Source organism: Streptomyces sp. NBC_00667, assembly GCF_036226825.1.
GTDB lineage: Bacteria > Actinomycetota > Actinomycetes > Streptomycetales > Streptomycetaceae > Streptomyces.
In genome coordinates this window covers 3,042,923-3,064,207 of record NZ_CP109022.1, presented here as the reverse complement: position 1 = coordinate 3,064,207, position 21,285 = coordinate 3,042,923, and the positions used below count along the sequence as shown (strand labels likewise).

The window sequence follows — 21,285 nt, the reverse complement described above, 5'->3', positions numbered from 1 at the left end:
GAAACGCCCGTCCGCAAGTCTGTCGCGGCCTCTGAGACCATGGCTGGTGTGAGCTACCCGTATCCGTATGAAGCCCCAGTCTCGCAGAACCTGTTTACGCGCGCGTCCGTAGTGACGCCCGGCGGCGTGAACTCTCCCGTGCGCGCCTTCCGCGCCGTGGGGGGTACGCCCAGGTTCATGGTGTCTGGTACCGGTCCGTATCTGACCGATGCCGACGGCCGCGAGTACGTCGACCTGGTCTGCTCGTGGGGACCGATGATCCTCGGCCATTCCCACCCCGCCGTGATCGAGGCGGTTCAGGCCGCCGTCGCCCGCGGCACGTCCTTCGGTACGCCGGGCGAGGGCGAGGTCGCGCTCGCCGAGGAGATCGTGGCGCGCATCGAGCCCGTCGAGCAGGTGCGTCTGGTGTCGTCCGGCACCGAGGCGACCATGTCGGCGATCCGGCTGGCCCGCGGTTTCACCGGCCGCGCCAAGGTCGTCAAGTTCGCCGGCTGCTACCACGGTCACGTCGACGCCCTGCTGGCCTCCGCCGGTTCCGGGCTCGCGACCTTCGCGCTCCCCGACACCCCGGGTGTCACGGGAGCGCAGGCCGGCGACACGATCGTGCTCCCCTACAACGACCTGGAGGCGGTCCGGGCGGCGTTCGCCGCGCACCCCGGCGAGATCGCCTGTGTGATCACGGAGGCCGCACCCGGCAACATGGGCGTCGTCACCCCCGGTGAGGGCTTCAACCAGGGCCTGGCCGACCTGTGCCGCGAGAACGGGGCGCTGTACATCTCCGACGAGGTGATGACGGGCTTCCGCACCTCCCGCGCCGGCTGGTACGGGGTCGACGGGGTCAAGCCGGACCTGATGACCTTCGGCAAGGTCATGGGCGGCGGCTTCCCGGCCGCGGCGTTCGGCGGCCGCGCGGACGTGATGGGCCACCTGGCCCCGGCGGGCCCGGTCTACCAGGCGGGCACGCTCTCCGGTAACCCGGTCGCCACCGCCGCCGGTCTGGCGCAGCTGCGCCTGCTGGACGGGGCGGCGTACGACAAGGTCGACGCGGTGTCGGAGCAGATCCGGCAGCTGGTCACCGAGGCGCTGACCAAGGAGGGCGTCGCGCACCGGCTGCAGACCGCCTCCAACATGTTCTCCGTGTTCTTCACCGAGGACGAGGTGAAGAACTACGACGACGCGAAGAAGCAGGACGCCTTCCGCTTCAACGGGTTCTTCCACTCGATGCTGGCGCAGGGCGTCTACTTGCCGCCGTCGGCGTTCGAGTCCTGGTTCGTGTCCACCGCCCACGACGAGCAGGCCGTCGAGCGCATCGCCGCCGCCCTGCCCGCCGCCGCCCGCGCCGCCGCGGAGGCCACCGCATGAGCAGCAGCACGCCGGGCGAGATCACCGTCGTCCACCTGATGCGGCACGGCGAGGTGCACAACCCGGACGGTGTGCTCTACGGCCGCCGCTCCGGCTACCACCTCTCCGAGCTGGGCCGGCAGATGGCCGAGCGGGTCGCGGAGCACCTCCAGTCGCGGGACATCACCTACGTCGTGTCCTCCCCGCTGGAGCGGGCGCAGGAGACGGCCGCGCCGGTGGCCAAGGCGCACGGTCTGGACGTGGCGAGCGACGCGCGGCTGCTGGAGGCGGGGAACGTCTTCGAGGGCAAGACCTTCGGGGTCGGTGACGGGGCGCTGCGCAAGCCGGCGAACTGGAAGCACCTGACGAACCCGTTCAAGCCGTCCTGGGGCGAGCCGTACGTCGAGCAGGTCGTGCGGATGATGAGCGCGCTGGAGGCGGCGCGTGACGCGGCGCGCGGGCACGAGGCGGTGGCGGTCAGCCACCAGCTGCCGATCTGGATCGTGCGCAGCTTCGCCGAGAAGCGGCGGCTGTGGCACGACCCGCGCCGCCGTCAGTGCACGCTGGCCTCGCTGACGTCGTTCACGTTCCAGGGCGACGCGCTGGTGTCGGTGGGCTACAGCGAGCCGGCCCGGGACCTGGTCCCGGCGCATCTGCTGGCGGGCGCCAAGCCGGTGAAGGGGAAGTCGAAGGCCTTCGGCGCGTAGGCCCCGGCCGGGCGGCACGGGGCTACGGGCCCCGGCCGCCCGGCGCCGCCCCACCGCAAGCCGCCCCGCCCCCAGGCTGCCAGGCCGCCCGGCCCCGCCCCCAGGCTGCCCGGCCGCCCCGCCGCAGGCCGCCCGGCGCCGCCCCGGCCACACCGCCCCCCGGCCGCCCTTCTCGGGCGTGCTCGGCCTGGAGCGTGCCAAGAGTTGGCCTGTTTTCGTACAAGCCGCTCCGGGGGAGCCGTGTCACCCTCCCGCTCCGCCTGAATGTCGGTTTGTATGACATTTCATGAGCCAAGTGCGCGACTACAGCCGGAGGGCGGTGCTCGGCCTGGGACTTGGCGCCGCGGCGGCCGGCATCGCCGGATGCGGCGGCAGTTCGTCCGGTCCGGGCGGCCCGGCCCCGACGCGCGGGCCGAACCCCGGTCCGCCCCCGGTCAAGCTGCTCGGCGACGGTTCCACCGCCGACACCGGCCCGCAGCCGCACCAGCCGCCCGCCCCCGTCCCGCTCCAGTCTGGCGAGACGCCGCCCCAGTTCGTGGTGTTCAGCTGGGACGGCGCCGGCGAGGTGGGCAACGGCCTCTTCCCGCGCTTCCTCAAGGTCGCCAAGGACCACGGCGCGGCCATGACCTTCTTCCTGTCCGGGCTCTACCTGCTGCCGGAGTCCAAGAGGGAGCTCTACCGGCCGCCCGGCAACCCGGTCGGCGCCTCCGACATCGGCTACCTCAGCGACGAGCACATCCGCGCCACCCTCACCCACGTGCGCCAGGCGTGGCTGGACGGCCACGAGGTGGGCACCCACTTCAACGGCCACTTCTGCTCCGGCTCCGGTTCCGTCGCCCACTGGAGCCCGCAGGACTGGCGGAGCGAGATCGAACAGGCCGTGTCGTTCGTCACCAACTGGCGGACGAACACCGGGTTCGCCGACCTCGAACCACTGCCCTTCGACTACGGCAAGGAGCTGGTCGGCGCCCGCACCCGCTGCCTGCTCGGCCAGGACGCCCTGCTGCCCACCGCCCGCGAGCTGGGCTGGCGCTACGACGCCTCCTCGCCCGGCGGCGACCAGCGGTGGCCGCAGAAGCGGGAGGGCCTGTGGGACCTGCCCCTGCAGTCGATGCCCTTCCCCGGGCACTCCTTCGAGGTGCTGTCGATGGACTACAACATCCTCGCGAACCAGTCCGTCAACACCACCCGGGGCGTTCCCGGCAACTACCCCGCGTGGCGCACCCAGGCCACCGCCACCTACCTCGGGGGCTTCGAGCGGGCGTACGAGACCAACCGCGCGCCCCTGTTCATCGGAAACCATTTCGAGGAGTGGAACGGCGGGATCTACATGGACGCCGTCGAGGAAGCCCTCAAGGGCATCGCGGACAAAAAGGATGTAAGGCTCGTATCCTTCCGGCAGTTCGCCGACTGGCTCGACGTCCAGGACCCGCGGCTGCTGGCCAAGCTGCGCGCCCTCACCCCCGGCCGGCAGCCGGCCGGTGGCTGGCGCGCGTACCTCACCCTCGGCTGACCAGCGGAGAGACCCCCGCCCGGGGGGTGCGGAAGATCCGCAAATCGGTCATGCGAAACTTTTCACATGAGCCTTGGCCAAGCCCCCCGCCGCCGCTCGACCAGCGGCCGCGTCAGTCTGCTGACCGCGGTGACCCTCGCGAGCGCCCTGACCCTTACGGCGTGCGGCGATTCGGGCAGCAGCAAACCCTCCGGTTCCGCCGGCGGGAACTACGTCGCGGGCGCCGGCGGCATCTCCACCGTCGCCAAGGGCGAGCGCACCGAGGCACCCAAGCTCGACGGCGAGACGGTCGACGGCAAGACGCTCGACACGACCGCCCTCAAGGGCAAGGTCGTCGTCCTCAACGTCTGGGGCTCCTGGTGCCCGCCCTGCCGGGCCGAGGCCCCCTACTTCGCGAAGGTGTCGAAGGAACTGGCCGACAGCGGCAAGGACGTCGCCTTCGTCGGCCTGAACATCCGCGACAACAGCAAGCAGAACGCCGCCGCCTTCGAAGAGAACTTCGGGATCACCTACCCGAGCCTCTACGACCCCGACGGCCGGCTGATCCTCCGCTTCCCCAAGGGCACGCTGAACCCCCAGTCGATCCCCTCCACGGTGGTCCTCGACAAGGAGGGCAAGATCGCCGCCCGCACGCTGGTCGCGCTCAACGAGACCCAGCTGCGCTCGATGATCGACCCGCTGCTCGCGGAGAAGTGACCGACGTGGTCACCGAGCTCCACCTCCTCGCCGCCGGGGCGACCGGTGTGAACACCACCGTCCTCAACGGGGCGCTGCTGCTCGCGCTGCCCCTCTCGCTCCTGGCCGGCCTGGTCTCCTTCTTCTCGCCCTGCGTGCTGCCGCTGGTCCCCGGCTACCTCTCCTACGTGACCGGGGTGGGCGGCGCCGACCTCGCCGAGGCCCGCCGCGGGCGGATGCTGGCCGGGGCGAGCCTGTTCGTCCTCGGCTTCACGGCGGTCTTCGTCTCGACGGGCGCGCTCTTCGGCTACTTCGGGGACACCCTCGCCGAGAACAAGGACGTCATAGCCCGCGTCCTCGGCGGCCTGGTGATCGTGCTCGGCCTGTTCTTCATGGGGGCGATCCCCGGCCTGACGATGCGCGAGTTCCGCTTCCACAAGAAGCCGGCCGCCGGCCTGATCGGCGCGCCGTTGCTCGGCGTGCTCTTCGGCGTCGGATGGACCCCCTGCATGGGTCCGACCCTCGCCGCCGTCAACACGCTCTCCATCGACCAGGCGACCGCGGGCCGCGGCGCCCTGCTGACCACGGTGTTCTGCCTGGGCCTCGGGGTGCCGTTCATCCTGACGGCGCTCGCGTTCCGCAAGGCGCTCGGCGCGTTCGGGTGGGTGAAGCAGCACTATGCGTGGGTGATGCGGATCGGCGGCGGCATGCTGATCGTCACCGGACTGCTCCTCGTCACAGGTTGGTGGGGCACGCTCATCAGCGACATGCAGAGCTGGACCAACGGCTTCACGGTGGGGATCTGAGGACTACACGGACATGAGTACGACCGACAAGGCGTCCCCCGAGGCGTCCCAGCAATCCTCCGCGTCCGCGCGCGGCGACGACGACGCCGCCGCCGGAGCGCAGCTGTCCACTGCCCCCCTGGAGGACGCCCCCGGCGGCCCGGTGGGCATCGGCGTGCTCGGCTGGCTGCGCTGGTTCTGGCGCCAGCTCACCTCCATGCGGGTGGCGCTGATCCTGCTGTTCCTGCTCTCGCTCGCCTCCATCCCCGGCTCGCTCATCCCGCAGACCCAGGTCGACGCGATGAAGGTCGCCACCTGGAAGCGCGAGCACGCCTCGTGGGTGACGGTCGCCGAGAAGCTCCAGCTCTTCGACGTCTACAGCTCGGTGTGGTTCTCCGCGATCTACCTGCTGCTGTTCATCTCGCTGATCGGCTGCATCCTGCCCCGCTCCTGGCAGTTCGTCGGCCAGCTGCGCGGCCGCCCGCCCCGCGCCCCCAAGCGCCTCGACCGGCTGCCCGCGTACACGACGTGGCGCACGGAAGAGCCCGCCGACGAGGTCATCGCGGCGGCCGGGAAGGTACTGGGCGCGAGCCGCTTCCGTACCGAGACGGGTGCGAGCTCCGTGGCCGCGGAGAAGGGCTACCTGCGCGAGGCCGGGAACCTGCTCTTCCACATCGCCCTCATCGTCATGCTGGTGGCCTTCGCCTGGGGACAGCTCTACAAGTCCGAGGGCGGCAAGCTCGTCCTGCGCGGCAAGGGCTTCTCCAACACGCTCACCCAGTACGACGACTTCAAGTCCGGGTCCTTCTTCACCCCCGACGACCTCCCGCCCTTCTCCTTCACCCTGGACCGGTTCGACGCCTCGTACGCGAAGACCGGCCCGCAGAAGGGCACCGCGCGCGACTTCAAGGCGTACGTCACCTTCCGCGAGGGCGCGAACGGCGCACCGCACAAGCGCGAGATCGAAGTCAACAAGCCCCTGGAGGTCGACGGCTCCAAGGTCTACCTCCTCGGCCACGGCTACGCGCCGGTCGTCTCGGTGACCGACCCCACCGGCAAGGTGATCTTCAAGGACGCCGTGCCGATGCTCCCGCAGGACTCCAACCTCACCTCCTCCGGTGCCATCAAGGTCACCGACGGCTACAAGGACAAGGACGGCAAGAAGGAGCAGCTCGGCTTCGGCGCCATGTTCGTGCCGACGTACGCGGGCGAGGGCAAGGGGACGATGTTCTCCCAGTTCCCCGACCTGGGCTTCCCGGCGCTCATGCTCAGTGCCTGGCACGGCAGCCTCGGCGTGGACTCGGGTCTGCCGCAGAACGTCTACCAGCTCGACACGTCGAAGATGCAGATGTTCAAGGACGATGCGGGCCAGTTGTTCAAGCAGAAGATGCTGCCCGGGGAGACGATGACCCTGCCGGGCGGCGCGGGCACCGTGAAGTTCGAGGGCATCGAGCGCTGGGCCACCTTCTCGATCACCCACCAGCCCGGCAGCGGCCTCGCCCTCGCGGGCGCCATCGCCGCCATCGGCGGCCTGGCCGGCTCCCTGTTCATCCAGCGCCGCCGGATCTGGGTCCGGGCGACCACGGGCGAGGACGGGGTGACCGTCGTGGAGATGGCGGCCCTCGGCCGCAGCGAGTCCACCAAGCTCCCGCAGGAGCTGGGCGCGCTGGCCGCCGCACTCCACCAGCAGGCGCCCACGGCGCCCGACCGACCTGTCAAGGAAAACGTTGAAGGGGAGCGCGGATGACGCCGCTCGCAGCCGAGGCCAATGAGAACCTGGCCCAGATCAGCAACTACCTGGTCTATTCGTCGATGGCGGTCTACACGCTCGCCTTCCTCGCCCACATCGCCGAGTGGATCTTCGGCAGCCGCAGCAAGGTCGGCCGTACGGCCGCCGCGCTGACCGGGGCCCCGGCCGCCGCGGCCCCGGCCGTGCAGGTGCGCGGGAAGGGGGGCACGGCCGTCCTCGACCGGCCGCAGGTCGTCACCCGTTCCGCCGCCGGCACCCGCGACGTCCCGGACGGCCCCGGCGCCGCCGGCGGCACCGAGCAGGGTGACCTGTACGGGCGGATCGCGGTCTCCCTGACCGCCCTCGCCTTCATCATCGAGGCGGCCGGTGTCGTCGCGCGCGCGACGTCGGTGAAGCGGGCCCCCTGGGGCAACATGTACGAGTTTTCGCTCACCTTCTCCACGGTGGCCGTCGGCGCGTACCTGATCCTGCTGCTCCTCAAGAAGAACGTCCGCTGGATGGGTCTGATCCTGGTCACGAGCGTCCTGCTGGACCTCGGCATCGCCACCACCTGGCTGTACACGGCGAGCGACCAGCTGGTCCCGGCCCTGCACTCGTACTGGCTGTGGATCCACGTCTCCACCGCCATCATCTGCGGCGCCGTCTTCTACATCGGCGCGACGGGCACGGTGCTGTACCTGTTCCGCGACGGGTACGAGGCCCGGCTGGAGCGCGGCGAGCAGCCGGGCCGCTTCGCGACCTCGGTCATGGAGCGGCTGCCCTCGGCCGCGACGCTCGACAAGTTCTCGTACCGGATCAACGCGGCGTTCTTCCCGCTGTGGACGTTCACGATCATCGCGGGCGCGATCTGGGCGGGCGACGCCTGGGGCCGGTACTGGGGCTGGGACCCCAAGGAGGTCTGGTCCTTCGTGACGTGGGTGGCGTACGCCTGTTACCTGCACGCGCGGGCCACGGCGGGCTGGAAGGGCCGCAAGGCCGCCTACCTGGCGCTCTTCGCCTTCGCCTGCTGGATCTGGAACTACTACGGCGTGAACATCCTGCTGAACGGCAAGCACTCCTACGCGGGCGTCTGACCGGCGGGAGTGCGACGCTGGTGTCATGTCTCCTGTGAGCCATGGCACCAGCGAGAGCCGCGGCGAGGACCGCCGGCTGATCCGCTTCGAGCCGCACCTGCCGTACTCCTACGAGGGCCTGTGGCCCGCGCTGACCACGGCGGGCGGGCTGCGCCGCTGGCTGGGCGAGGCGGAGGTCCTGGAGCGGCACCTCGACGGAGCCGTCACCCTGCGCCCGCTCGACGGCGGTCCCGCGGCGTCCGGCCGGATCACGGCCTGGGACGTCGAACGGGTCGTGGAGTACACGCTCGGCGGGCTCGGCCGGATCCGCTTCCACCTGGAGCCGGTCGGCACGGACTCCACGGTGATCCGGTTCCTGAACGAGCGCGAGGGCCCGGGCGCCGACCCGCCGGGCGTCCTGGCGGACTGGCACCAGCACTTCGAACTCCTCGAAGCGGCGCTGACGGGCCCGGGTGCCCCCTGGACCGAAGCCCGCCGGGCCGAGTTGCGCGAGTCCTACGCGCGGCCCCTCACCAGACGGTACTGAGCGGCGCGGCCGTCAGTCGTTGTCGGCGCCCTTGTCCTTGTCGCGGTCCTTGTCGCGGTCCTTGTCGTGCTCGTTGCCGCGCTTCTTGTCACGCTCCTCGCGCAGGGACCGCAGGAACTCCGGGTTGTCGTCGGGCGCCACCCAGTCGGTGCGCCGGACACGGCCGCCGCCGGCCGCCGTCCGGGTCCTGCCCGCGAACAGCCACACCACGGGCCCCACGATCGAGAACAGCAGGATGATCAGCACCCACACCACCTTCGGCAGGTGCTTGACCTCCTCCTCCGGCGTGTTCAGGCAGTCGATGAAGGCGTAGATGGTCAGCGCGATGATCAGCAGGAACGGCAGGTAGCGCAGCACGGTGCGGGACCGACTCCCAGGCAGTGGCGGCGGGCCCACGCGGAGCCCCGGTGACGCCCCCAGGGTAGTAGGTGACGGATACTGGGCCCCATGGCTTACGACGATCTCCGCTCGCTGCTCCGGGCTCTGGAGCGGGAGGGCGACCTCAAGCGCATCAAGGCCGAAGTCGACCCCTACCTGGAGGTCGGGGAGATCGTCGACAGGGTCAACAAGGCGGGCGGGCCCGCGCTGCTCTTCGAGAACGTCAAGGGCTCGGCGATGCCGCTCGCCATGAACGTCTTCGGGACCGACCGCCGGCTGCTCAAGGCCCTCGGCCTCAAGTCGTACGACGAGATCAGCGACAAGATCGGCGGTCTCCTCAAGCCCGAGCTGCCCCAGGGCTTCATCGGCGTGCGCGAGGCGTTCGGCAAGCTCGGCTCGATGGTGCACGTGCCGCCGAAGAAGGTGAAGGGCGACTCCGCCCCCGTCCAGGAGGTCGTCCTCACCGGCGACGACGTCGACCTGGACCGGCTGCCCGCCCTGTTCACCTGGCCCAAGGACGGCGGTTCCTTCTTCAACCTGGGCCTGACGCACACCAAGCACCCGGAGACGGGCGTGCGCAACCTCGGCCTGTACCGCCTCCAGCGCCACGACAAGCGCACCATCGGCATGCACTGGCAGATCCACAAGGACAGCCGCAACCACTACGCCGTCGCCGCCGCGCGCGGCGAGCGGCTGCCGGTCGCGATCGCCTTCGGCTGCCCGCCGGCGGTGACGTACGCGTCCACCGCGCCGCTGCCGGGGGACATCGACGAGTACCTGTTCGCCGGGTTCGTCGCGGGCAAGCGCATCGAGATGGTCGACTGCAAGACGGTCCCGCTCCAGGTGCCCGCCCATGCCGAAGTCGTCATCGAGGGCTGGCTGGAGCCGGGCGAGATGCTGCCGGAGGGGCCCTTCGGCGACCACACCGGCTTCTACACCCCGCAGGAGCCCTTCCCGGCGCTCACGATCGACTGCGTGACGATGCGCAAGCGCCCGCTCCTCCAGTCGATCGTGGTCGGCCGCCCGCCGACCGAGGACGGGCCGCTGGGGCGCGCGACGGAGCGCTTCTTCCTGCCCCTGCTCAAGATCATCGTCCCGGACATCGTGGACTACCACCTCCCCGAGTCGGGCGGCTTCCACAACTGCGCGATCGTCTCGATCGACAAGAAGTACCCCAAGCACGCCCAGAAGGTCATGCACGCGATCTGGGGCGCGCACATGATGTCGCTGACCAAGCTGATCATCGTGGTGGACAAGGACTGCGACGTCCACGACCTGCACGAGGTGTCCTGGCGGGCGCTGGGCAACACGGACTACAGCCGCGACCTCACCGTCGTGGAAGGGCCGGTGGACCACCTCGACCACGCCTCCTACCAGCAGTTCTGGGGCGGCAAGGCCGGTATCGACGCGACGAAGAAGCTGCCCGAGGAGGGCTACACGCGCGACGGCGGCTGGCCCGACATGGTCGAGTCCGACCCCGCGACGGCCGCCCTCGTGGACAGCCGCTGGAAGGAGTACGGACTGTGAGCACGGCGATGGGCGGACCCGCCCTCTTCATCGGCACCGACACGGCGTACGTCGCCGTCCTGCGCCCGCGCCTGGATGCGGCCGACCCGGAGGTCCGCGCGGCGGCCGAACAGGCCGGCGTGACGCCCGAGGAGTTCGCGGGGCCCGGCAACATCTGGGCACTGATGTGGGAGGACGGGACCGGCGGGGGCGGCGGTTTCGAGCTGCCGGGTCTGCGGGACGCGGAGGCCGAGGACTTCGCCGACCGGCTGCTGGCCGAACTGTCCTTCGACACCGGGCCGTTCATCGTCGGCGCGGGCCAGGTGCTGCGCCTCCAGGGCTACCCGGGGCAGGCGGGCGGGGGATGCCGCTTCGTTTCCACCATCACCCCGCCGGAGGGCGAGGAGCCGTCCCCGGTCACGCTGGAGATCCCGCCCGTGGACGCCGACGCGCTCCGCGCCGACCTCGAAGACTTCCGCGGGGGCCTCGCGTGATGACGACAGCCGACGGGGTGGTCGGTCCCGGCCCCGCGCCGCAGGCCCCCGGCAAGGTCAAGGCGTTCCTGCGGCTCGTGATGATCGAGCACTCGGTCTTCGCGCTGCCCTTCGCCTACATCGCCGCCCTGACGGCCATGTTCGGGCTCGACGGGACGATGCACTGGGTCGAGCTGCTGCTCGTCACGATCTGCATGGTGGGCCTGCGGACCTTCGCGATGGCCGCCAACCGGATCATCGACCGCGAGATCGACGCCCGCAATCCCCGCACCGCCGGGCGCGAACTCGTCACCGGCGCCGTCTCGGTGCGCTCCGCCTGGACCGGGGCCGGGGTGGCGCTGGCCGTCTTCCTCGGCTCGGCGGCGCTGCTGAACCCGCTGTGCCTGGCGCTGGCACCGCTCGCGGTGATCCCGATGGTGGTGTACCCGTACGGGAAGCGGTTCACGAACTTCCCGCACGCCATCCTGGGCGTGGCGCAGGCGATGGGTCCGGTCGGGGCCTGGCTGGCGATCACCGGTACCTGGTCCTGGGACGCGGTGGTGCTCGGTCTCGCCGTGGGCGTGTGGATCGGCGGCTTCGACCTGATCTTCGCCTGCCAGGACGTGGCCGCCGACCGTGCGGAGGGCGTGAAGTCGGTCCCGGCCCGCTTCGGCATCCCGGCCGCGCTGTGGGGCGCGCGCGGCGCGCACGCCGTGACCACCGGGCTGCTCGCCTGGTACGCCGTCATGACGGATGCCGGGCCGTTCTTCTGGGCCGGCCTGGTGATCGTCGTGGCCGCGTTCCTCTACGAGCACACGATCGTCACGCCGCACGACCTGTCCCGGCTGAACCGGGCCTTCTTCACGGTGAACGGTTTCATCGGGATCGCGCTCTTCGTCTGCGCCGTCCTGGACGTCGCCGCGCGGGGCCTGACGCTCTAAGCGCTGCGCCGGCGGAACAGGAACGCCGCCGCCACGCCCGCGAGGAGCCCGAAGAGGTGGGCCTGCCAACTGATCATCGCGTCGGTGGGCAGGATCCCCGACAGGAACGTGGTGCCCCAGACGGCGGCCATGCACAGCCCGGTCACCACCCCCAGCGGCCGGCGCTCCACGAAGCCGCGTACCAGCAGGTACCCGAAGAGGCCGAAGATGAGGCCCGAGGCGCCGGCGGTGACGGTGTGGGAGGGCGATATCAGCCACACCGCGAAGCCGTCGGCGAGGGTGAGGACCGCGGACAGGGCCAGGAAGCGGCGTATGCCGCTGAGGGCGGTGACGAAGCCCAGCACCAGCAGGGGCAGGCTGTTGGACGCCACGTGGTCGAAGCCGAAGTGCAGGAACGGGGCCAGCGGTATCCCGCTCAGGCCGTCGGCCTCGCGGGCGATGATCCCGTACGCGTCCAGCGCGTGGCCCGCGGTGTAGTCCACCGCCTCGATCAGCCACAGCAGCGCAACCCAGCCGAGCATCAGCTTCGCGGCGGCCTTGGCCCGCTCGGCCCGGCCCCACCCGTCCGCTTCCGCGTCCCCGCCGCGCCGTATCCCGTGCCCCTCGCGCACCAGGCTCATGGCGACACCCCCCCGTCTTTCGTGTCCACCCTTCGAACGTCCGGGCACCTTACTCCGTGCCCGCTCGCGGTGGCCGGATAGTCTCGGAGTCATGACTGACGGCAAGCGCACCCCGTGGGTGGTCGGGGTTTCCGGGGCGTCCGGGACGCCGTACGCGGCGGCGGTGGTCCGCGGGCTCCTCGCGGCGGGGGAAAGCGTCGACCTGGTGGTGAGCCGGGCCTCGCGGCTCACCCTGCTGGACGAGACCGGCATCGCGTTCCGTGACGCGCACTGGCGCGAGGACCTCGCCCAGTGGCTGGAACGCGGCGCGGACGGCAAGCCGGGCGGCTTCGCCCCGCCGGTGCTGGACGACGTGCGTTACTGGGGCGCCGGGGACCTGGCCGCCGGCCCGAGCTCGGGCTCGTACCCGGCCAAGGGGATGCTGATCGTGCCCGCGTCCACGGCGTGCGTGGCGGGGGTGGCGCTGGGACTGTCGAAGGACCTGCTCCAGCGCGTGGCGAGCGTGACGCTCAAGGAGCGGCGCCGGCTGGTGGTCGCGGTACGGGAGACCCCGCTGAACGGGCAGACCTTGAAGCAGCTGGTGGCGCTGGACGAGGCGGGCGCGGTCGTGCTGCCCGCCTCTCCGGCGTTCTACTCGGGTGCGACGCACATCCAGGATCTGGTGGACTTCGTCGCGGGGCGGGTGCTGGATGCGGCAGGAGTGCCGCACCGGCTGTACCGCCGGTGGGAGGGGGAGCTGGGAGGTTCCCGTGCTCCCCGGGAGGCGAGCGGTGGCTAGCGCTTCTTGTCGGTGCGCGGCTTGCGCATCTTGTCGACGCGGTGCGCGGCGGACGGCTGGTCGGTGCGGGATCGGTTGGCCAGCTCCTGGAGCTGTCGCATGTGCGCGTAGGCCATCTCGATCGTGTACACGGTGAACCACTCCTGAAGATCGTCTTTGATCTGATGAAAGATTTCACAGGGCGTTGACCCCTGTATGCCTTAGATTCTATACCTAGACTCGCAGAATCGCCGAATAATGGAAGGCTCCACGTAATGGACACGGTGGACAGGCAGCTCATCCAGGCACTCCGGGAAAACGGCCGTGCCTCGTACGCGGAGCTGGGCCGTCTCGTGGGCCTCTCCGGCCCCAGCGTCACCGACCGCATCAACCGCCTGGAGACGGCGGGCGTGATCACGGGCTACCGCGCGACCGTGAACGCGGCCTCGCTCGGCCTCGGCGTCACCGCGCTGATCGGCATCTCGCTCTCGGACGCCGCGGACCACGAGGACGTGGCCCGCAGGCTGCGCGACCTCGCCGAGATCGAGGACTGCTGGTTCATCGCGGGCGACGACTCCTTCATGTTGAAGGTGCGCGCCAACGACGTGGACGGCCTGGAGAAGATCATCCGCAAGCTCTCCGGCACCAAGGGCGTCTCCCGCACCCGTACCACCATCGTGCTCTCCACCAAGTGGGAGAACCGGGTCGGGGAACTGCCCGAGGAGGGCTGAGAGTACGGTGGGTGGCGGTTGCACCCACCCGCCACGGGGTGGCGCGGCACAGGAAACGCAGGGCATGGGCAGTGCAGGACAGAGCAGGACACACAGAGGAGAGGACCGGCATGGACGCTGGGCTCAAGCGTGAGCTGGAGGAGAAGGTCCGTTCCGGCGAGCGGCTGACCCGTGAGGACGGCATCGCCCTCTACGAGTCCGACGACCTGGCCTGGCTCGGCGGCCTCGCCCACGAGGTGCGCACGCGCAAGAACGGTGACGTCGTCCACTTCAACGTCAACCGCCACCTCAACATGACCAACGTGTGCACCGCGTCCTGCGCGTACTGCTCGTTCCAGCGCAAGCCGGGCGAGAAGGACGCGTACACGATGCGCATCGAGGAAGCCGTCCGCCTGGCCAAGGCCATGGAGAACGAGAACCTCACCGAACTGCACATCGTCAACGGCCTGCACCCGACCCTGCCGTGGCGCTACTACCCGCGCTCGCTCTCCGCGCTCAAGGAGGCGCTGCCGAACGTCTCGCTCAAGGCGTTCACGGCCACCGAGATCCACCACTTCGAGACGATCTCCGGCATGTCGGCCTCCGACATCCTGGACGAGCTGATCGAGGCCGGCCTGGAGTCGTTGACCGGCGGCGGCGCGGAGATCTTCGACTGGGAGGTCCGCCAGCACATCGTGGACCACCGCACCCACTGGGAAGACTGGTCGCGCATCCACCGCCTGGCGCACTCCAAGGGCCTCAAGACCCCCTCGACCATGCTCTACGGGCACATCGAGGAGCCGCGCCACCGCGTGGACCACGTGCTGCGCCTGCGCGAGCTCCAGGACGAGACCGGCGGCTTCCAGGTCTTCATCCCGCTGCGCTACCAGCACGACTTCGTGGACATGCAGGACGGCAAGGTCCGCAACAAGCTCCAGGCGCGCACGACGATGGCGACGGGCGCCGAGGCGCTCAAGACCTTCGCGGTCTCCCGCCTGCTGTTCGACAACGTGCCGCACGTGAAGGTCTTCTGGGTGATGCACGGCGTGCAGACCGCCCAGCTGGCGCTCCAGCACGGTGCGGACGACATGGACGGCTCGGTCGTCGAGTACAAGATCACGCACGACGCCGACAACTACGGCACCCCGAACAAGCTGGGCCGGGAGGACCTCCTGGAGCTCATCCGGGAAGCCGGCTTCCGCCCGGTCGAGCGCAACACGCGCTACGAGATCATCCGCGAGTACCCCGGCCCGGACGCGGACCTGCGCGAGTCGCCGCAGGCGATGCGCGTCTGACGCGGTCCTGCGAGACGCTCCAGGAGGCGAGCCCCGGTCCCGGTGGACCGGGGCTCGCGCCGTCGTGGGGTGCCGCAAGAGGCGGGGCCCACGTGGTTGCCGATCCCCTGGAGTAATAGGTACTCTCCGCCCATGGCCCTTACCTTCACCGTCGATCCCCTCGTCGGCCCGGCCCTGCGCGACGGGCTCCTCGCCCTGTGGACCGAGGTCAGCAACGCGGGCGGCGCCGTCGGCTTCGTCCCGCCGGTCACCACCGACGACATCCGGCCCGCGCTGGTCAAGCACCTCGCGGCGATGGCCGAGGGCACCCACCACCTGGTCGTGGGCCACGACGAGGACGGTGAGGTCGCCGCCGCGGCGGTCCTCGCCCTCAACCCGCACCGGCTCATGCGCCACTGGGTCTGGGCCTACACCGTCATGGTCGCCCCCCGCCTCCAGGGCCGGGGAGCGGGCCGCGCGCTCATGGATGCCGTCGCAGACGCGGCCCGCGCGCTGGACGGCATCGAGGCCGTCCGCTTGACCTGCCGCGGCGGCCTGGGCCTTGAGCACTTCTACGCCGCCTGCGGCTACAAGGAGGTCGGCCGCGTCCCGGACGCCATCCGCGTGGGCCCCGGCGACGACCGCGACGACATCACGATGCTGCTCCCGCTGCACTGACGCGGGCCGCCACGGCCGGCCGCAGGGGTCACACACCCCGGCGGACCGCAGCCCCGCCCCGGCGTGCTTCACTGGATGGGCACGTGCCGCCGTACGAAGACGAGAGAGAAGGGGTCACCGTGTCCCTCAAGCCGAGCGCGACGATCCGCTACACCGCGATGCGCCTGGGCATCTTCGTCGGGTGCCTGGTGCTCGTCGCCGTATTCGTCCGGCTCGGCTGGGTGCCCGCGGGCCTCGGTGACGCGAACTTCGCCTGGATCGTGCTGCTGGCCCTCGTGCTCTCCGCGCCGCTGTCCTTCGTGCTCCTGCGCAAGCAGCGCGACGAGATGTCCGCGCAGATCTCCGGACGTGTCGCGGGTGCGAAGCAGAAGCTCGCCGAGAACCGCGGCCAGGAGGACGCGGCCGACGACGCCGCCCGCGTCGCCTGACGCGGGCCGGTCCCCGGCCCGTAGTTTTCCTCACACACGCATCCGCCCCAGCAACGGGAATACCGCCCGTAACGCTGGGGCTTTCGTGCGTCCGGGCAGGTGTGGGTAGGTCCGTGCAGCCCGGGCCTCCGCCCCGTCGCGACCATGGCTCAAAGGGTGCCTTTGAGATTCTCAAAGGAGAAGTGTTAGCGTGTTCAACATGTTGACCACAGTTGCGCACCAGATGACCGCGAGCGTCCCGCTCGTGGCGCGCCTGCACGTCGACCTCTGCCGCCGCGTGTCCGCGGCCTGTTGCTGTTGTCGCTGAGCCGACTGCCCCATACGGCTCACCGATACGGCAGTGGTCCCGGCCGGCCCGGCTTCCTCCGGGTGCTGCCGCACCGCGTCACCACCAGCACGCACCACCACCGCAGAAACCTTCCGTCTGTTTCCTGCGCGTCCCCGTTCTTCACGCGTCGTCCGTGACGCGTCACCCCCGGAGAGTGTCCGTGTCCGCCACCCCCCAGGCCCCGGCCCCCGCCGCCAAGGCCTCGTTCAAGTTCCCGTTCTGGGCCCAGATCGTCACCGGTCTCGCGCTCGGCGTGCTGTTCGGCTGGCTCGCCAAGAGCCAGGACATCAGCTGGCTCGGTACGACCCTGGAGCAGATCGGCGACATCTTCATCCAGCTGCTCAAGCTGGCCGTCGCCCCGCTCGTCTTCTTCGCGATCCTGGTGTCGATCACCAACCTGCGGAAGGTGAACAACGCCGCCCGGCTCGCCTCCCGCACCCTGCTCTGGTTCATGATCACGTCGCTGATCGCGGTCGGTATCGGTCTTGCGATCGGCCTGCTGACCCACCCGGGCTCCGGCACCGGCCTCACCCCGCAGGACGGCAAGCTGCCCAAGCACCAGGGCTCGTGGATCGACTTCCTGACCGGCATCGTGCCGAAGGACGTCGTCACGCCGTTCACCGAGCTGAACGTCCTCCAGATCGTCTTCCTCGCCGCCGTCGCCGGTATCGCCGCCCTCCAGCTCGGCACCAAGGCGCAGCCCGTCCTCACCCTCGCCGAGTCCGTCCTGGAGCTGCTCCAGAAGGCCCTGTGGTGGGTCATCCGCCTCGCGCCCATCGGCACCGTCGGCCTCATCGGCACCGCCATCGCCACCTACGGCTGGGACCTGATCGGCAAGTACGCCACCTTCACCGCGGACGTCTACGTCGGCTCCGCCCTGGTGATGTTCGGCGTGTACCCGCTGCTCCTCGCGACGGTCGCCAAGGTCAACCCGCTCCAGTTCTTCAAGGGCGCCTGGCCGGCCATCCAGCTGGCCTTCGTCTCCCGCTCCTCGGTCGGCACCATGCCGGTCACCCAGAAGGTCACCGAACGCCTCGGCGTCCCGAAGGAGTACGCCTCCTTCGCGGTCCCGTTCGGCGCCACGACCAAGATGGACGGCTGCGCCGCGATCTACCCGGCGCTGGCGGCGATCTTCATCGCGCAGATCTTCGACGTCCAGCTGGGCATCAAGGAGTACGTGCTCATCGCCTTCGTGTCGGTGGTCGGCTCCGCCGCCACGGCGGGTCTGACCGGCGCCACGGTCATGCTGACCCTGACCCTCTCCACGCTGGGCCTGCCGCTGGAGGGCGTGGGCCTGCTGATGGCGATCGACCCGATCCTGGACATGATGCGCACCGCCACCAACGTGGCCGGCCAGGCCGTGGTCCCGGTCATCGTCTCGGCCCGCGAGGGAATCCTGGACAAGGAGGCCTACGCGGCCGCCTCCTCCTCCCCGCTGGAGGACCCGGCCCGCACCCCGGTGGCCGTCGCCGCCTGAGTCCCGTACGCACGCACCGCGGCCCCCGCCCCCGTCCGGGCGGGGGCCGCGGTGTCGTGCGGTGCGGCGCGGTTCAGCGGGCCGAGGCCACGAACCCCGCCCAGGCGGCGGGGCCGAAGGCGAGGTGGGGGATGTCGGTGTCCTTGGAGTCCCGGACGAGGACGGCGGCGGGGGTGGCGGCGACCTCGACGCAGTCGTCACCTTCGCTGCTGTCGCTGTAACTGCTCTTGAACCAGGCCACCTCGACGCAGTCGTTGATGTCGCTGCTGTCGCTGTAGCTGCTCTTGAACCATTGCAGCTCGGACTTGGGGGTCATATTTCTCCCAGCAATTGCTCGATGAAGGCCCGGGACGCCCGTGGTGAGAGAGCCTGCGCGCGGATCATTCCATAGCGCAGCTCCAAGATCTGGAGCTGTCGTGGCTCGGATACGGGACGGCCGTTGAACACGCCTTCCGAGCGTCCGACCGCCGTGCCGTCACCGAACTTCAGCACCTGGATCAGGCCCCCCATCCCGGCGTGGTCATCGCAGTTGGTCGGCATCACCTGAATCGTGACGTTCCGCAACTGAGCTAATTCCAGTAGGCGTTCCAGCTGCCTACGCAGAACCATTGTGCCTCCGATGGTGCGCCGAAGGGTTACCTCTTCTTGGACGAAGCTGAGCGCAGGCGCCGGCATCCGCTCGAAGATCGACTGGCGCGCCAAACGCCCCGCCACCCCTCGTTCGACCTCTTCGGGGGACTGAGGAGGCTGCGCCATCTCGAACAGTGCCCGCGCGTAGGCATCCGTCTGGAGCAGCCCGTGCAGGTTGTGGTTGCCGTACGCCGACAGTTCCACCGCCCGCGCCTCCAACTTCGCCAGATCCCGAACCTTCTTCGGGTACCGCACCTGCTCCATGTCCGGCTTCATCGCGCGGATCTTGCCGCCCGCCCCCAACGCCTCGTCCGCCTTGTCCAGGTACTCCGGGCGCGGGATGCGCCTGCCCGACTCGACCTTGCGGACCAGGTCCTCCCCGTACCCGATCGCCACGCCCAGGTCCGAGGCCCGCATTCCCGCCTGTTCCCGCCAGGTGCGGAGCTGGCGACCGAGCGCGGACAGGACCGCGACCCCCTGTTCGTCCTCGGGATCGACGTCCCAGCCGGCGTCTTCCGTACCGTCACTGTCCACGCCCACGCGCGCCACCTCCGACGAGCCGATGTCCTCAACGCCCCCTTCCCCGGGCAACGGTCCGGACGGACCGGACAGCACGGGACAACGTCCGGACAAAGCCCGGACGCAAGGGCGTTGTGACTTCTCACGCTACGCACACGCCGCCACGCTCTGTGAGGTGAACAGTGAACTCGCCGCAAGCGCGCTCGACGCCCGGCACTATGACGTCCTGCTGTCCGCCACCCCTCGCGGGGCCCGGCTCGCCCGGCTGCTCGCCGTCGAGCAACTGCGCGGCTGGGGCCTGCCCTTGGACGCGCCCCGCGCCATCGTGGCCGAGCTCGCCGTGAACGCCGTCACCCACGGGCGGGTGCCCGGGAGGGGGTTCCGGATGGAGCTGCTTGCGCGTCCGGGCGTGCTGCGGATCGAGGTGGCCGATACGCGGGGTGACCGGCTGCCCGTGCTGTGCGCGCGGGGGCGGGGGCTGGTGCTGGTGGACGCGTTCGCCGACCGGTGGGGCGTGCGGGAGGGGCCCGCGCCGGGGAAGGTGGTGTGGGCGGAGGTCTCGTGGGGCGCCGCTACGTGGAGGGCGTCTCCCAAGCCGTCATCTGCTCGCGGAACTTCGGGCAGCTGACGATGTCCTCCTCGCCGCACTGGAGGGCGTGGACCAGCAACTGATGGGCGTGGTCGAGGTCGATCATCCGCTGCTCGACCTCGGTGATCTTGGCGCGGATCATCGCCTGCCTGCGCGGCTGGTCCTCCTGGAACTCGCCGATCTCCGCCAGGGTCAGTCCGGCCTGCTGGCACTTGCGCAGCACCACGATCCGCTGTGCCGCCTCCGGCGGGTAGCGCCGCTGTCCGCCCTGTCGTTCCGGCGCGGGCAGCAGGCCGTGGCGTTCCCAGAACCGGATGGCGGACGCCGGAACCCTGGTGGCCTCCGAGAGCTGTCCGATGGTCATGCGCATGGGCCGCTCCTCGTCCACGTCCCGGCTCTTCCGGACCGGCGCTTGACTTAAACCTTAGTTCAAGTTGAAGAGTGGGGTGCAGGAGGGCAGCGGCGAACGGAAGCGGCCGCTGCCGGCAGATTTCGGAGGTGCCCGATGGCAACCACGCGTGCACGGAACGACCTGGTCGCGGCGGCGGAGGCGCTGTTCGCGGCGGGGGTGATGTCCCACTCGGGCCACGCCAACCTCAGCGCCCGGCTCGACGGCGACAGCTTCCTGCTGACGCCCGGATTCGTCCGGGGGGTCCGGCCCGAGGACCTGGCGGTCGTCAGTCTCGACGGGCAGGTCCTGGAGGGGGAGCTGCGGTCGGTCAGCGCCGAGATCATCACGATGCACAGCATCGTCTACCGGGCCCGGCCGCAGGTGGGTGCCGTCATCCACACCCACTCGCCCTCCGCGACGGCCTTCGCCGTGGCCAACCGGCCCCTGCCGTGCCGGACCGAGCCGATGCTCCGCTTCGGGCAGGCCGAGGCCGTCCCGGTGGTTCCCTGGGGGCCGCGCGGGTCCGACGTGGCGGTGCGCGGCATCGCCGACGTACTGGAGCGGTGCCCGACGACCTCGGCGGCCCTGCTGGCCAACCACGGCATCCTGGTGTTCGGCCCGGACTCGGCGGCGACCGCCCACCTGGTGGTGGCGATCGAGGAGAGCGCCGAGGCGGAGATCGCGGCGGCCGCCATCGGCGGGGCCGTGGACTTCCCCGAAGGCGCCCTGGAGGCCGTACGCGCCTCGATCGCCCGGGTCGCGTCGTGAGCGACGGCGACTTCGCCCGCCGCACCGAAGCCGTGCGCGCCCGCTACACCTCCACCCTCGGCGGCGTTCCGGGCGGAGTGCAGGACCGGCTGAGCCTGGCGCGGGACTTCGACCGGCTCCCCACCGAAGAGGCCCTCGCGGCGCTGCGGCACATCGTGCTGACCGAGAACCCGCTGGGCGCGCGCGTGCAGCAGCTCGTCCACTTCGGGCAGCTCCTGTCCCTCGGCCGTGAACACCCCGCCCGCATCCACGCCCAGGGCGCCCTGCATGCCGGCGCCACCCTCGCGGACCTCATCGGCGTCGCCGAAACCGCCCTCATCACCTCGGGCGTCCCGGCCTACGTCCTGGGTGCGGAGATCATCGTGGATCTCCGGCGCACCAGTGGCGGCGCCGGGTCTGGTAATGGTGCGAGCCGGTAGGGAGCCGGGCGAGAGGTGTCTCCGGCGCG

At 70.5% G+C, this 21,285-nt stretch carries 26 protein-coding genes; 20 read left to right on the top strand and 6 right to left on the bottom strand.

All coding sequences use genetic code 11. From position 1 onward, the window contains the following. The first annotated feature begins 39 nt into the window (after positions 1-39). The 8 genes from hemL (at position 40) to OHA81_RS14190 (ending at position 8,370) form a co-directional block, all read left to right on the top strand. Positions 40-1,362: a glutamate-1-semialdehyde 2,1-aminomutase gene (gene hemL, locus OHA81_RS14225; RefSeq protein WP_329196047.1), complete on the top strand. Its 1,323-nt coding sequence runs from the start codon at positions 40-42 to the stop codon at positions 1,360-1,362. After that, on the top strand, positions 1,359-2,048 hold the full coding sequence (locus tag OHA81_RS14220; RefSeq protein WP_329196045.1) for a histidine phosphatase family protein: 690 nt from the start codon (positions 1,359-1,361) through the stop codon (positions 2,046-2,048). Before hemL ends, OHA81_RS14220 begins: the two co-directional genes overlap by 4 nt. A 295-nt stretch (positions 2,049-2,343) precedes the next feature. Then, complete coding sequence (locus tag OHA81_RS14215; protein WP_329202280.1) at positions 2,344-3,561, top strand: hypothetical protein; 1,218 nt, start codon at positions 2,344-2,346, stop codon at positions 3,559-3,561. 66 nt (positions 3,562-3,627) lie between these two features. Further along, on the top strand, positions 3,628-4,257 hold the full coding sequence (locus tag OHA81_RS14210) for a TlpA family protein disulfide reductase (RefSeq protein ID WP_329196044.1): 630 nt from the start codon (positions 3,628-3,630) through the stop codon (positions 4,255-4,257). Between the two features lie 5 nt (positions 4,258-4,262). Next, positions 4,263-5,042, top strand: a complete 780-nt coding sequence (locus OHA81_RS14205) for a cytochrome c biogenesis CcdA family protein (protein ID WP_329202278.1) — start codon at positions 4,263-4,265, stop codon at positions 5,040-5,042. A gap of 13 nt (positions 5,043-5,055) precedes the next feature. Beyond that, complete coding sequence (resB, locus tag OHA81_RS14200) at positions 5,056-6,768, top strand: cytochrome c biogenesis protein ResB (RefSeq protein WP_329196043.1); 1,713 nt, start codon at positions 5,056-5,058, stop codon at positions 6,766-6,768. Next, positions 6,765-7,844, top strand: coding sequence for a c-type cytochrome biogenesis protein CcsB (gene ccsB / locus OHA81_RS14195; protein ID WP_329196042.1), 1,080 nt, complete (start codon positions 6,765-6,767; stop codon positions 7,842-7,844). Before resB ends, ccsB begins: the two co-directional genes overlap by 4 nt. Before the next feature lie 25 nt (positions 7,845-7,869). Beyond that, positions 7,870-8,370: an SRPBCC domain-containing protein gene (locus OHA81_RS14190; RefSeq protein ID WP_329196041.1), complete on the top strand. Its 501-nt coding sequence runs from the start codon at positions 7,870-7,872 to the stop codon at positions 8,368-8,370. A 12-nt stretch (positions 8,371-8,382) separates the two neighbouring features. On the opposite strand, the gene OHA81_RS14185 is transcribed toward OHA81_RS14190, so the two are convergent. Then, positions 8,383-8,727, bottom strand: coding sequence for a PLD nuclease N-terminal domain-containing protein (locus tag OHA81_RS14185; protein WP_329196039.1), 345 nt, complete (start codon positions 8,725-8,727; stop codon positions 8,383-8,385). Positions 8,728-8,817: 90 nt separating this feature from the next. On the opposite strand from OHA81_RS14185, the gene OHA81_RS14180 reads away from it, so the two are divergent. Genes OHA81_RS14180 through mqnP form a run of 3 tightly spaced genes read left to right on the top strand, consistent with a single transcriptional unit; the run spans position 8,818 to position 11,668 of the window. Next, positions 8,818-10,275, top strand: coding sequence for a menaquinone biosynthesis decarboxylase (locus tag OHA81_RS14180; protein ID WP_329196037.1), 1,458 nt, complete (start codon positions 8,818-8,820; stop codon positions 10,273-10,275). Continuing rightward, on the top strand, positions 10,272-10,748 hold the full coding sequence (locus tag OHA81_RS14175) for a hypothetical protein (protein WP_329196035.1): 477 nt from the start codon (positions 10,272-10,274) through the stop codon (positions 10,746-10,748). Before OHA81_RS14180 ends, OHA81_RS14175 begins: the two co-directional genes overlap by 4 nt. Beyond that, positions 10,748-11,668: a menaquinone biosynthesis prenyltransferase MqnP gene (mqnP, locus tag OHA81_RS14170; RefSeq protein WP_329196033.1), complete on the top strand. Its 921-nt coding sequence runs from the start codon at positions 10,748-10,750 to the stop codon at positions 11,666-11,668. Before OHA81_RS14175 ends, mqnP begins: the two co-directional genes overlap by 1 nt. On the opposite strand, the gene OHA81_RS14165 is transcribed toward mqnP, so the two are convergent. Beyond that, positions 11,665-12,288 carry a rhomboid family intramembrane serine protease gene (locus tag OHA81_RS14165; RefSeq protein WP_329196031.1) on the bottom strand — a complete coding sequence of 208 codons (624 nt, stop codon included), beginning with the start codon at positions 12,286-12,288 and terminating at the stop codon, positions 11,665-11,667. The genes mqnP and OHA81_RS14165 overlap by 4 nt on opposite strands. Positions 12,289-12,379: 91 nt before the next feature. Between OHA81_RS14165 and OHA81_RS14160 the strand changes: the two genes are divergently transcribed. Then, positions 12,380-13,066 (top strand): UbiX family flavin prenyltransferase, encoded by a 687-nt coding sequence (locus tag OHA81_RS14160; protein ID WP_329196030.1) that lies wholly within the window; start codon positions 12,380-12,382, stop codon positions 13,064-13,066. Here OHA81_RS14160 and OHA81_RS14155 read toward each other — a convergent pair. Continuing rightward, complete coding sequence (locus OHA81_RS14155) at positions 13,063-13,197, bottom strand: hypothetical protein (RefSeq protein ID WP_268250203.1); 135 nt, start codon at positions 13,195-13,197, stop codon at positions 13,063-13,065. The two genes, OHA81_RS14160 and OHA81_RS14155, sit on opposite strands and share 4 nt — an antisense overlap. A 123-nt stretch (positions 13,198-13,320) precedes the next feature. Between OHA81_RS14155 and OHA81_RS14150 the strand changes: the two genes are divergently transcribed. The 5 genes from OHA81_RS14150 (at position 13,321) to OHA81_RS14130 (ending at position 17,940) form a co-directional block, all read left to right on the top strand. Continuing rightward, positions 13,321-13,776, top strand: coding sequence for an Lrp/AsnC family transcriptional regulator (locus OHA81_RS14150; protein WP_190186407.1), 456 nt, complete (start codon positions 13,321-13,323; stop codon positions 13,774-13,776). Between the two features lie 110 nt (positions 13,777-13,886). After that, positions 13,887-15,050 carry an aminofutalosine synthase MqnE gene (mqnE, locus tag OHA81_RS14145; RefSeq protein WP_329196026.1) on the top strand — a complete coding sequence of 388 codons (1,164 nt, stop codon included), beginning with the start codon at positions 13,887-13,889 and terminating at the stop codon, positions 15,048-15,050. Positions 15,051-15,182: 132 nt separating this feature from the next. Next, a complete protein-coding gene (locus OHA81_RS14140; RefSeq protein ID WP_329196024.1) occupies positions 15,183-15,707 on the top strand; it encodes a GNAT family N-acetyltransferase in 525 nt (174 codons plus the stop codon). Between the two features lie 158 nt (positions 15,708-15,865). After that, positions 15,866-16,135, top strand: a complete 270-nt coding sequence (locus OHA81_RS14135; RefSeq protein ID WP_190186469.1) for a DUF4229 domain-containing protein — start codon at positions 15,866-15,868, stop codon at positions 16,133-16,135. Between the two features lie 482 nt (positions 16,136-16,617). Next, positions 16,618-17,940: a dicarboxylate/amino acid:cation symporter gene (locus tag OHA81_RS14130; RefSeq protein ID WP_329196023.1), complete on the top strand. Its 1,323-nt coding sequence runs from the start codon at positions 16,618-16,620 to the stop codon at positions 17,938-17,940. A gap of 73 nt (positions 17,941-18,013) precedes the next feature. Here the strand turns inward: OHA81_RS14130 and OHA81_RS14125 are convergent, their stop codons facing one another. Together OHA81_RS14125 and OHA81_RS14120 are read right to left on the bottom strand one after the other, a co-directional pair. After that, complete coding sequence (locus tag OHA81_RS14125) at positions 18,014-18,256, bottom strand: DUF397 domain-containing protein (RefSeq protein ID WP_329196020.1); 243 nt, start codon at positions 18,254-18,256, stop codon at positions 18,014-18,016. Then, a complete protein-coding gene (locus OHA81_RS14120) occupies positions 18,253-19,110 on the bottom strand; it encodes a helix-turn-helix domain-containing protein (RefSeq protein ID WP_329196018.1) in 858 nt (285 codons plus the stop codon). The genes OHA81_RS14125 and OHA81_RS14120 overlap by 4 nt, the downstream gene beginning before the upstream one ends. Before the next feature lie 154 nt (positions 19,111-19,264). On the opposite strand from OHA81_RS14120, the gene OHA81_RS14115 reads away from it, so the two are divergent. Further along, a complete protein-coding gene (locus OHA81_RS14115) occupies positions 19,265-19,717 on the top strand; it encodes an ATP-binding protein (RefSeq protein ID WP_329196016.1) in 453 nt (150 codons plus the stop codon). Here the strand turns inward: OHA81_RS14115 and OHA81_RS14110 are convergent. After that, positions 19,662-20,048 (bottom strand): MerR family transcriptional regulator, encoded by a 387-nt coding sequence (locus OHA81_RS14110; RefSeq protein WP_329196015.1) that lies wholly within the window; start codon positions 20,046-20,048, stop codon positions 19,662-19,664. The two genes, OHA81_RS14115 and OHA81_RS14110, sit on opposite strands and share 56 nt — an antisense overlap. Positions 20,049-20,183: 135 nt before the next feature. On the opposite strand from OHA81_RS14110, the gene OHA81_RS14105 reads away from it, so the two are divergent. Then, complete coding sequence (locus tag OHA81_RS14105) at positions 20,184-20,837, top strand: class II aldolase/adducin family protein (protein WP_329196014.1); 654 nt, start codon at positions 20,184-20,186, stop codon at positions 20,835-20,837. Beyond that, the gene (locus OHA81_RS14100; protein ID WP_329196012.1) at positions 20,834-21,256 is read left to right on the top strand and encodes a carboxymuconolactone decarboxylase family protein; all 423 of its coding nucleotides are present in this window, start codon (positions 20,834-20,836) and stop codon (positions 21,254-21,256) included. Before OHA81_RS14105 ends, OHA81_RS14100 begins: the two co-directional genes overlap by 4 nt. Positions 21,257-21,285 lie beyond the last annotated feature (29 nt).